Origin of the sequence: uncultured Chitinophaga sp., from assembly GCF_937874145.1 — a bacterium.
Classification (GTDB): domain Bacteria; phylum Bacteroidota; class Bacteroidia; order Chitinophagales; family Chitinophagaceae; genus Chitinophaga.
Window position 1 is genome coordinate 1 of sequence record NZ_CALNBI010000319.1, and the last position, 2,221, is coordinate 2,221.

The following is a 2,221-nucleotide window of genomic DNA, read 5'->3' on the forward strand; positions in this document are numbered from 1 at the left end:
ATCCGACCAGGGATGTACTACCGGTGCTTCCCTGCTGCCCAAAGCTTCCTCGGATGGCCCTCCAATTCCCCAGCATACATTATCCAGCCATCCATGATAGTGCCCTTCGAAGCGAAGGAACTTTGGCCGGCCGGTTTTCGCGCGCGCCACGCGGAAAGCGGTTTGCACCGCTTCGGAACCGTCGAGGCAGAAGCGCATGATCCCGGCAGAAGGGATCAGCCGCTGCAATTGCTCCGCCAGCTCCAGTTCTCGGATATGCTGCCCGGCGAACAGTTGTCCGCCGGCGGAATATTCCTGTACGGCCGACAACACCCTGGGATGCGAGTGGCCGAGGATGAGGGGGCCCTGGCTCAGCGTGAAGTCCAGGTACTCATTGCCGTCTGCGTCGTAAATCCTGCTGCCCGCGCCGTGCGTGTAAAACAAGGCATGCGGATGATTATATTTCCTGAATTCGGAGGAAACGCCACCTGCCATCACTTTCTTTGCTCTTTCCAGCAATGCGGCAGATTGCTTGTATTCAAATTTTTTCATGCGATGCGGGTTTTCCGTTTGGTTTACACGTTGACCGGAGCAACGGGGTTGTATGGATATAATCGCGCGAGCCGGTGGATGTCGTGGTTGAATCCGGCAAAAGCAGCTTCCCAGCGGCGGGCGTCCTGCGGCGTGTAGGCGTAAAAGCCGTTGCAGTCGTGGATACCCCGCGCCTGTTCCCGCACCATCCGGCGCATGATCAGCGGAACGCCGGTGTGATTGCTTAACCGCGGGAACCAATACCTGAAAACGGCCGCAGCGTCTTCCAGCCCGGTATAATCCATCCGCCTGAAAATGCCCATGAGCGTCATCCAGGAGCCGGCGTCGTAGCGGAAGGCTTTGTCGGCGTCTTCAGCAGTTACCAGTCCTTTCTCCACCAGGTGCAGCATTTCCCGGTACACGGCATACATGAGGCGGTTGGTGATGAAGCCGCGGATATCTTTGCGGAGCAGTGTGGGTTCCTTGCCCCAGCTATGCGCCAGGCGGAAGACCCAATCGGCATGCTCCGGCGCGGTTTGATCGCCGCAGGTGATTTCCAGGAAACGGGTAGCATATGCGGGCTCGGCCCAATGCAATCCCAGGAACCGTTCCGGCGTGGGAACGAGTTGCTGCAGCGTACTGATGGGAATGGCGGAAGTATTGCTCGTGATCACAGCATCCGGGGCCGCAACGGCGGCTATTTTCCGGTATACCAGTTTCTTGATGTCTATTTTCTCTACCACGCATTCCTGCAACAGCCGGCAATCGCGCAGCGCGCTGTACCGGTCGGTGACCGTCAGCCGCGACAGGCATTCTTCCACTGTTGCTGCGAGAAGGCCGGCGGCCGCGCACTGCACCAATTGCTCACGAATGCGGCGCGGACCAGCCTCCAGATCGTCCGGCAGCGGCGCGATGCCCACCCCCGTATGGCCCGACATCAGCAGCGAAGCCACAATGCTGCTGCCCATCAATCCCAGGCCCACCACGCCAACAGGAATGGCGGCCGGGTTCAGTTGCGCCGCCATCAGCCGGGAAGTTTAACGATGCAATCGATCTCCACTTTCAGGCTTTCGGCCAGCACGGATTGTACGGTAGTACGAACGGGTTTGATCCCGGGGAAATATGTTTCATACACTGCATTGTAACGGTCGAAATCCGCGATATCCGCCAGGTGCACCGTACATTTCACCACATCCTCCATACCTGCGCCGGCGGCCTCCACGATTGCTTTAATATTGTCGAGGGTGCGGGTGGTTTCTTCTTCAATACTGCCCAGCACGAACCGGGATTCCCTGAAATCGACGGAAGCCTGTCCGCTCACGAAGAGCAGCCCATCCACAACCAGCGCATCGGAATAAGCGCCGGTAACAAAAGAGGGATCCCGGTGCGGGTGGATTATTTTTACTTTTTTCATCTGTTGGAAGCGTACATGAAGTAATCGTTATATCGGTTCAAAAGTACCCAGCACCTCCCCTTTTTCCTGTTACTATCGTTTACATTTGTAATACAATCTTTCAAAACCGGCACCTGCATTTGATCACTCCGGGGTTTATTCCTTATATTGTACAGACTATCACCCACCTTTCATGAAAGCAACAGAACACCGCATACCAAAGGATTTCGACAAATCATTCACCGTTTTCCGTGAAGTAGGCGCCTATTTTCCCTGTCCCTGGCATTATCATCCGGAATATGAATTAGTATTAGTTAC

Annotated in this window: 3 protein-coding genes; all 3 read right to left on the reverse strand. The window is 55.8% G+C overall.

What is annotated here, in order from left to right:
* Positions 1-531 (reverse strand): aminotransferase class III-fold pyridoxal phosphate-dependent enzyme (locus Q0510_RS15410; protein WP_298713621.1); only part of this gene is annotated, 531 nt, incomplete at its 3' end.
* A 23-nt stretch (positions 532-554) separates the two neighbouring features.
* Positions 555-1,535 (reverse strand): 3-hydroxyacyl-CoA dehydrogenase family protein, encoded by a 981-nt coding sequence (locus tag Q0510_RS15415; RefSeq protein ID WP_298713624.1) that lies wholly within the window; start codon positions 1,533-1,535, stop codon positions 555-557.
* Positions 1,535-1,924, reverse strand: a complete 390-nt coding sequence (locus tag Q0510_RS15420) for a Rid family hydrolase (RefSeq protein WP_298713627.1) — start codon at positions 1,922-1,924, stop codon at positions 1,535-1,537. Before Q0510_RS15420 ends, Q0510_RS15415 begins: the two co-directional genes overlap by 1 nt.
* Between the last annotated feature and the right edge of the window lie 297 nt (positions 1,925-2,221).